This is a genomic window from Streptomyces sp. NPDC054863 (genome assembly GCF_053610825.1).
The window spans coordinates 1-9,443 of sequence record NZ_JBSGZD010000306.1; the positions used below are offsets into that span (position 1 = coordinate 1).

The window sequence follows — 9,443 nt, forward strand, 5'->3', positions numbered from 1 at the left end:
CTCCGATATAGACGGAGTATCGGCTCGACGAGAAAACTGCTGGAGCAGATTAGGGAATACCAGAACCTACGTTTCTCACGTGAGGATTTCTCATGGCCGATCAGCAGGACGACGACCAGACCTACCGCGTCGTGGTCAACGACGAGGAGCAGTATTCCATTTGGTGGGCGGACCGTGATCTGCCGGCCGGCTGGCACGCGGAAGGAACCGAGGGGAATCGGGCCGACTGCCTCGCGCACATAGATGAGGTGTGGACGGACATGCGGCCCCGGAGCCTGCGCCTTCGCATGGAACAGGCAGCGGCGAACTGATTGCTCGCCGTCCTCGGCGAAAAAGAAATAAGGCCGACGGATTGTCGGGCATCAAGTTGGTCACTATTCAGCGGCGGCAGCAGGAGGACTGGAACAGATGAGCGTCGGAAAGAAAGAGCAGAACTCTGATATCGACGCCCTTCAGGAGAAGCTCCTCCGTGCTCGACTCGGCGGTGGGGGGATCCGTGGCCGCCGGTCGGTCATCGCACCGGCCGACCGGTCGGGCCCGCTGCGCCTGTCGTTCGGGCAGCAGCAGATGTGGTTCCTCAACCGGCTGGAGCCGGACAGTGCCGAGTACCTGGTACCGCTGGCCTTCCGGATGCGCGGCCCGCTGGACGCGGCGGCGTTGCGGCGCGCCTTCGACGAGCTGCTCGCGCGCCACGAAATCCTGCGTACCCGCTATGAGTTGACCGGATCGGAGCCCGCTCAGGTCATTGATGCTCCGGCCGCCTTCGAGCTGCCGCTGCACCGGCTGCACCCCATGTCCGCCGCGCGGCGCGAGCAGTACGCCGCCGAGCTCGTCGCACAGGCCTGCACCACCCCCTTCGACCTGGAGAAGGACTGGCCCGTACGAGCCGGACTGATCGAGGTCGCTGACGACGACCACATACTGAGCGTCGTCTTCCACCACATCGCCTTCGACGCATGGTCCGCCCGGGTCTTCGGCAGTGAACTCAGCACGCTCTACGAGGAGTTAGCCGCAGGACGCGAACCGTCGGTTGTACCCCTTCCGCTCCAGTACGCGGACTACGCCGCCTGGCAGCGAGCGGAAGAGGCGAACGGCGCCCTCGCCGCGCACCTGGACTACTGGTGCGAGCGGCTCGCGGGCATCACCCCGGTCGACCTTCCCACCGACCGACCCAGGCCCGCCTACCGCAGCCACCTCGGGGCCGACGTCTCCTTCGCGCTGCCCGAAGGGCTCTCCGCGAAGGTCCACGAGCTGGCGCAGCAGCACGACGCCACACCGTTCGCCGTGCTGCTCCCCGCCTTCCAGGCACTGATCTCCCGCTACACCGGTCAGAGCGACATTCCCGTGGGCATCGTCGCCTCCGGCCGCACCCGCCCCGAGCTTCAAGGCCTCATCGGCTACGGCATCAACAACCTGGTGATGCGCGGAAGTCTGGACGGCGACCCCCGCTTTGCCGACCTCATCGAGCAGGCCCGCACCAACCTGATCGAGGCCTACGACCACCAGGCCGTGCCTTTCGCCCGGCTCGTCGACGAGCTCCAGCCCCAGCGGGACATGTCCCGCACCCCGCTCTACCAGGTGGCGTTCACCCTGCACGAGCGCGGTGGCGGGGCCATGCGGCTGCCCGGGCTGAGCGTCGAGCCCTACGCCGCGAGTGGTGGCGTCGCCAAGTGTGATCTGGAACTCCAGATCAACACCGCTGCCGACGGCTCCCTGCACGGCCAACTGGTCTACGCAGCCGGCCTTTTCGACCCGGCCACCGTGCAGCGTATGACCCGGCACTTCGTGCGTCTGCTTCAGCAGGTCGTCGAGGACGAGAACACCCCGCTGTCCCGGATCGACGTCCTCGACGACGCCGAACGCGCCCTGGCCGTCGGGGCACCACACGACGCCGTGCCTGTTTCGTGGACCGTGCAGGAGGTGTTCGAGGCGCAGGTTGTGCGGTCTCCGGATGCGGTTGCCGTTGTCGCGGACGGTGTGTCGTTGTCGTACGCGGAGGTCAATGCGCGGGCGAATCGGCTTGCGCGTCATCTGCGGGCGTCGGGTGTCGGCGCGGAGTCGTTGGTGGGTGTGTGCCTGGAGCGGGGTGTGGATCTGATCCCGACGCTTCTGGGGGTGCTCAAGTCCGGTGCGGGCTACGTGCCGTTGGACACTGCGCATCCCGTTGAACGGCTTGGTTATGTCCTGGCTGATGCCGGGGTGCGGGTCCTGGTCACCGACAGTGGTCAACTGGGTTTGCTGGAGGGGGTGTTCGAGGGGATTTCGGTGGTGCTGGACCGGGACCGGGAGGTTCTGGAGTCGTACGCCACCGATGACGTCGAGCAGCTTTCGGGCCCCGACAACACGATCTACGTCATCTATACGTCGGGGTCGACCGGCAGGCCCAAGGGTGTGACGCTGACCCACGCCAACGTGGTGCGGCTGCTGGCCACGGCGCAGGAGCATTACTCCTTCGGCGGGGTCGATGTGTGGTCGTTGTTCCATTCCTTTGCCTTCGACGTGTCGGTCTTCGAGATGTGGGGTGCGCTGCTGCACGGCGGGACCCTTGTCGTCGTTCCGCGTGAGGTGACGCGTTCACCGGAGGAGTTCCTCGATCTGCTGGTCGAGCAGCAGGTCACCGTGCTGAGCCAGACCCCGACCGCCTTCCGGGCCCTGGTGGCAGTGGCGGCCGACGGTGATCCTCGTATCGATCAACTGGCCCTGCGGTACGTGGTGTTCGCCGGGGAGAAGCTGGAATTCGCCGAGCTGGCACCGTGGGTGGAGCGGCTGGGCCTCGCGGCGCCGGTACTGGTCAACATGTACGGGATCACCGAGACCACCGTGCACACCACCTTCTACGAGGTCGTCCCCGGCGACCTGGAGCGAACCGCCGGAAACCCGATCGGCCACCCCCTCTCCGATCTACGGGTCCAACTCCTCGACCGATACGGAAACTTGGTCCCTCTCGGTGTGCCGGGGGAGATTCATGTCGGTGGTCCGGGTGTGGCCCGCGGTTATCTGAATCGTCCCGGGCTGACCGCGGAGCGGTTCGTGCCCGACCCGTTCGGTCCGCCCGGTGCCCGTCTGTACCGTTCGGGGGACCTTGCCCGCCGGCGGCCCGACGGGAGTCTGGACTTCCTGGGGCGCATCGACGACCAGGTCAAGATCCGTGGCTACCGCATCGAACTCGGCGAGATCGAAGCGGCACTCACCGCCCACCCACAGGTCCGCAACGCCGTCGTCGTCGCACGCGAGGACAGCACCGGCGGCAAACAGCTCGTCGCCTACCTCGTACCCTCCGGCGAGAGCGGCCCGGACGCCGCCGAACTGCGCGAACACCTCGGCCGTGACCTGCCCGACTACATGGTGCCCGCCGCTTTCGTCCCGCTGGAGCGGCTGCCGCTCACCGCCAACGGCAAGCTCGACCACAGGGCCCTGCCCGCACCCGGCCTCGCCGCCTTCACCTCTCAGGGCGAGTACGTCGCCCCGCGCACCCCCATCGAGACCCAGGTCGCCGCCGTCTGGGCCGAGGCCCTGGACATCGACAGAGTCGGCGTCCTGAGCAGCTTCTTCGACCTCGGCGGCGACTCCATCCGTGCCGTCGCACTCGTCGGCGCCCTGCGTTCCGAGGGTTACGACCTGTCCGTACGCGACGTCTTCGACCGCCGTACCGTGGTCGAACTGTGCGAACTGCTCACCGGCCGCACCGCGCTCCCGGCCGAACAGCTCGCACTGGTCCAGCCGTTCGAGCTGATCTCCGCCGACGACCGGGCCGCTCTGCCCGACGGGGTCCTCGACGCCTACCCCCTCTCGCAGATCCAGACCGGCATGGTCATCGAGATGCTGGCCGACGAGGAGAAGAACCACTACCACAACTGCAGCTGCTTCCGGATCCTCGACGACCGGCCGTTCGACTTCGACGCCTTCCGGCAGGCCGTCGGGCAACTCGTCGACCGCCACGACATGCTGCGCACCTCCGTACACCTCACGGACTACTCCGTACCGATGCAGCTGGTGCACGCCACGGCCGAAGCGCCCATCGGCGTACGCGACCTCAACAAGCTGGACGCCGATGAACTCCAGTCGTCCCTGGAGGAGTTCGTCCGCGCCGAGCGTGCCCACGCCTTCGACCTGGCCACGCCCACCCTGATGCGCTTCCACGCGCACGTCACCGGTGAGAACTGGTGGATCTCCGTCACCGAATGTCACCCGATCATGGAGGGCTGGAGCTACCACTCGCTCCTCATGGAGCTGCTCACCACCTACCACCGGATCCGCGACGGCCTCCAGCCGGAGCCGTACGAGCGACCCGCCGTGCGATTCGCCGACTCGATCGCCGGTGAGCTCGCCTCGCTCACCTCCGAAGCGGACCGCTCCTACTGGCGTGCCATCACCGACGGGTACGAGAAGCTCACCCTGCCCGGCGGTTGGACCGGTGACACCGCTCTGCCGCGCGGAAAGCATCACGTCCGCGTCATGTGGGACGACCTGGAGCCCGCACTGCGCGCCCTGGGCACCGCCTCCCGTGCCTCGCTCAAGAGCGTCATGCTCGCCGCGTTCGGCAAGGTGATGAGCCAGCTCACCGACGCCAAGGAGTTCCACGCCGGACTCGTCTTCGACGTACGCCCCGAAGTCACCGGCGCCGACCGGGTGTTCGGTATGTACCTCAACACGCTGCCGCTCGCCTTCGACCGGATGCCCGCCACCTGGCAGGAACTCGTACAGAACACCTTCGCCCGCGAAGTCGAGACCTGGGAGCACCGCCGCTTCCCGCTGCCCGCCCTGCAGCGCGAGATCGGTGCTTCCCAGCGACTGATCGACGTGTTCTTCAACTACCAGGACTTCCGGCAGGTCGACGCCTCCCTGGTGGACGACGGCGTGGGCATCGACGACAGCCCCACCGAGTTCCCGCTGACCATCTCCTCGCGCGTCAAGTCCATCTTCCTGACCGCCGACTCCTGGTCGCTGACGCAGGAGCACACCGAGCGGATCGGTGCGATGTTCCGTGCGGTGCTGGAGGCGATGGCCGCCGATTCCCAGGGCGACGCCCGCACCCCGCTCATCCCCGCCGAGGAACACGCGCGGCTGACCGGCGAGTGGGCCGTCAACCCCACCGAGCCCCTCACCAGCACCGTGTGCGAACTCTTCGAGGAGCAGGCCGCCCGCACCCCCGACGCCGTCGCGGTCGTCGCAGGAGACCTGCGGCTCAGCTATGCCGAGCTCGATGCCCGGGCCAACCGCCTCGCGCAGCGGCTGCGTTCACTGGGAGTGGTGTCCGAGTCCGTCGTCGGCGTACTGCTCGACCGAGGCGCAGACCTGATCGTGGGACTCCTCGGCGCATGGAAGGCGGGCGCCGCCTACGTACCGATGGACCCGGCATTCCCCGGCGAGCGCGTCGCACACATCCTGGGCGACGCCAGGGCCGCCGTCCTGCTCACCCAGGAGGCGTATGCGGACCGTGCGGGCGGGGACTTCACCGGTCGGACCCTCCTGGTGGACCGCGACCGTCCCGCCATCGAGGCCGAGGCGCCCGAGGCGCCCGCACGTGTGGACGACCCGGACCGGCTCGCGTACGTCATCTACACCTCCGGATCCACCGGACAGCCCAAGGGGGTCCTGGTCCCGCACGGCGGACTGGCCAACCACGTCCGTTGGGCGCGGGACGAGCTGACCTGTGCGGGCGGCGGGGCCCCGCTGTTCTCCTCGATCGCCTTCGATCTGGTCGTGCCGAACCTCTGGGCGCCACTGGTGGCAGGGCAGGCCGTGCACACCCTGCCCGACGACCTCGACCTGGGACAGCTGGGCGAAGCGCTGGCCGCACACGCCCCGTACGCCTTCGTGAAGCTGACCCCCGCCCACCTGGAGGTGCTCGCCCACCAGGTCACGCCCGAACAGGCGCAACAGCTGGCCCCGCTGCTGGTGGTGGCCGGCGAGGCGTTCCGCCGGCAAGTCGTGCAGACCTGGCAGGAGCTGGCACCGGACACCCGTCTGGTCAACGAGTACGGCCCGACCGAAACGTCCGTCGGCACCTGCACCTGGCCGGTGCCGGGTGCAGGGACAGGTGTGCTGCCCGATGTCATGCCCATCGGCGGCCCGCTGCCCGGCGTGACGATGTACGCGCTCGACGACCGGTTGCGACCGGTGCCCACCGGAGTCACCGCGGAACTGTACGTCGGCGGCGCGGGAGTGGCCCGCGGCTACCTCGCGCACCCCCGGCTCACCGCCGAGAAGTTCGTTCCCGACCCGTTCGGCCCGCCCGGTGCGCGCCTGTTCCGCTCCGGCGACCTGGTCCGAGTCCTGGACGACGGGAACATCGAGTTCCTCGGCCGCGGCGACGGCCAGATCAAGATCCGCGGCTACCGCGTCGAGCTCGGCGAGATCGAGGCCGTACTGGGCGACCATCCGCGTGTCCTGGACGCCCGCGTCGTGCTCCGCGAGGACACTCCGGGCGAGAAACGGCTCGTTGCCTACCTCGTGCCGGCCGAGGAGGACAGCACGCTCGACCCGGCCGGACTCCACAGGCTGCTCGGCCGGAGCCTGCCCGAGTACATGGTGCCCTCCGCCTTCGTGACGTTGGACGCCCTCCCGCTCAACGCCAACGGTAAACTGGACACCCGGGCCCTGCCCGTCCCCGGCCAGGACGCGGCGGCGCAGGACGAGTTCACCGCACCGCGCACCCCGCTGGAGGAGCGCGTCGCCGCGGTCTGGGGCGGAGTCCTGAAGACCGAAGCCATCGGGGTCCACGACGACTTCTTCGACCTGGGCGGAGACTCCATCCGCGCCGTCGCGCTCATCGGCGCCCTGCGCGGCGAGAGCCTCGACGTATCGGTCAAGGACGTTTTCGAGCACCGCACCGTCGCCGGACTGTGCGAGCTGCTTTCGAGCCGCTCCGCGCTCTCGGCCGAGGCGCTCGCCGTCACTGCTCCGTACGCCCTGATCACCGAGGCGGACCGGGAACAGCTGCCCGAAGGTGTCGTCGACGCCTATCCGCTCTCCCTGGTACAGACCGGCATGCTCGTGGAGACGCTGGCCGACGAGGAGCGGAACAACTACCACAACGTCAACGTCTACCGGGTCCACGACCCGGCGCCGTTCGACCTACCCGCCTTCGAGGAAGCCGTCCGCACGGTCGTCGCCCGCCATGAGGTGCTGCGCACCTCCGTCGCCCTCACCGGCTACCGCGCACCGCTCCAACTGGTGCACGGCGAGGTCGACGTACCCACCGGACTGCGGGACCTGAGCGCACTGGCACGGGAGCAGCAGCACCAGGACATGCTCGACTTCGTCGCCCGCGAGCGGGCGCACCCCTTCGACCTCGCCGCCGGCGAACCGCTGCTGCGCGTCGAGGCTCACCTGCTCGGCGACGAGGGCTGGCTGTGCACCTTCACCCAGAGCCACGCCATCATGGACGGCTGGAGCAACCAGCTCTTCCTGGTGGAACTGGTGCAGCTCTACCAGTCGCTCAGGGACGGCCGGGAGACCGCGCCGTACGAGCGTCCCGCCGTGCGCTTCGTCGACTCCATCGCGGCCGAACTGGCCGCCTTGGACTCGGCCGAGGACCGTGCCTACTGGCAGGGCCTGGTCACCGACCACACCAAGGCCGCCATTCCCGCGGGCTGGCACGGAGACCTGGCCGCGCCCGCCGAGGTGGTCCGCGCCGGCGTACGTTTCGAGGACCTGGATGCCCCGCTGCGCGCACTGGCCCGGACGGCGAAGGTGTCCCTCAAGAGCGTCCTGGTCGCGGCCTTCGTCAAGGTCGTCGGCCAGCTCACGGACGAGCCCGCCTACCACGCGGGCCTGGTCACCCACTCCCGCCTTGAAGCGTCCGGCGCCGACCGGCTCTTCGGCACCTTCCTGAACACCCTGCCGTTCCCCGCCGACCGTTCCGCCCGCACCTGGCGCGAACTGCTGCGGCAGGTCTCCGACCGGGAGATCGAGGCCTGGCCGCACCGCCACTTCCCGATGCCGGGCATCCAGCAGCCGGGAGCCGGGCGACTGGTCGACATCTTCTTCAGTTACCTCGACTTCCACCGGATGGACTCCGACGAGGCGGAGGACGGCTGGGGCTTCAACGATGCCCCCAACGAGTTCGCCCTCACCGTCACCGCACTCCAGGGGGTCCTCAGCCTTCGTTCCCACACCCATGTACTGAGCCGGCAGCACGCCGAGCGCATCGCCGGAATGTTCCGCGCGGTGCTGGAGGCGATGGCGGCCGACGCCGACGGCGACGCGCGCGCCGTGTATCTGCCCGAAGGCGAAAGGGAGCTGCTGCTCGCGACCGGTCTCGCCGTGGTGCCGGCTGTGCCTGTTTCGTGGACCGTGCAGGAGGTGTTCGAGGCGCAGGTTGTGCGGTCTCCGGATGCGGTTGCCGTTGTCGCGGACGGTGTGTCGTTGTCGTACGCGGAGGTCAATGCGCGGGCGAATCGGCTTGCGCGTCATCTGCGGGCGTCGGGTGTCGGCGCGGAGTCGTTGGTGGGTGTGTGCCTGGAGCGGGGTGTGGATCTGGTCCCGGCGCTTCTGGGGGTCCTCAAGTCAGGTGCGGGCTACGTGCCGTTGGACCCGTCCCATCCGGTCGACCGGCTGGGCTACGTCCTGGCCGACACGGGCGCGGCCGTCCTCGTCACCGAATCGGGGCTGCTGGAGTTCGTGGAATCCTTCCACGACGGTGCCTCGGTGGTACTGGACCGGGACCGGGAGGTTCTGGAGTCGTACGCCACCGATGACGTCGAGCAGCTTTCGGGCCCCGACAACACGATCTACGTCATCTACACGTCGGGGTCGACCGGCAGGCCCAAGGGTGTGACGCTGACCCACGCCAACGTGGTGCGGCTGCTAGCCACCCTGCACAAGGACTACGTCTACGGCGCGTCCGACGTCTGGACCATGTTCCACAGCTTCGCCTTCGACTTCTCGGTCTTCGAGATGTGGGGTGCACTGCTGCACGGCGGCACCCTCGTGGTCGTGCCCGGTCACGTGACGCGTTCGCCGGACGACTTCCTCGGCCTGCTGGTCGAGCAGCGTGTCACCGTGCTCAGCCAGACCCCGACCGCCTTCCGCGCACTGGTGGCCGCAGCCGCCACCGGTGACCCCCGCATCGGTCAACTCGCACTGCGGCAGGTGGTGTTCGGCGGAGAGAGGCTCGAATTCGCCGAACTGGCACCGTGGGTGGAACGGCTGGGCCTCGCGGCGCCCGCACTGGTCAACATGTACGGGATCACCGAGACCACCGTGCACACCACCCTGCACGACGTGGTGACGGCCGACCTGGAGCGCGTCACCAGCCCGATCGGACGTCCGCTCGGTGACCTGTCCGTCCATCTCCTCGACGGATACGGCAACCTGGTTCCCCTCGGTGTGCCGGGGGAGATGCATGTCGGTGGTCCGGGTGTGGCCCGCGGTTATCTGAATCGTCCCGGGCTGACCGCGGAGCGGTTCGTGCCCGACCCGTTCGGTCCGCCCGGTGC

The 9,443-nt window shown here is 68.6% G+C and carries 2 protein-coding genes; both read left to right on the forward strand.

What is annotated here, in order from left to right:
* The first annotated feature begins 92 nt into the window (after window positions 1-92).
* A complete protein-coding gene (locus ACWGIG_RS33105) occupies window positions 93-311 on the forward strand; it encodes an MbtH family protein (RefSeq protein WP_453325387.1) in 219 nt (72 codons plus the stop codon).
* A 97-nt stretch (window positions 312-408) separates the two neighbouring features.
* A partial coding sequence (locus ACWGIG_RS33110) for an amino acid adenylation domain-containing protein (RefSeq protein ID WP_453325388.1) occupies window positions 409-9,443 on the forward strand: 9,035 nt, incomplete at its 3' end.

Bases quoted from the DNA above. Each gene is read 5' to 3' on its own strand.
- ACWGIG_RS33105 (WP_453325387.1), top strand. From the start codon at position 93: ATGGCCGATCAGCAGGACGACGACCAGACCTACCGCGTCGTGGTCAAC.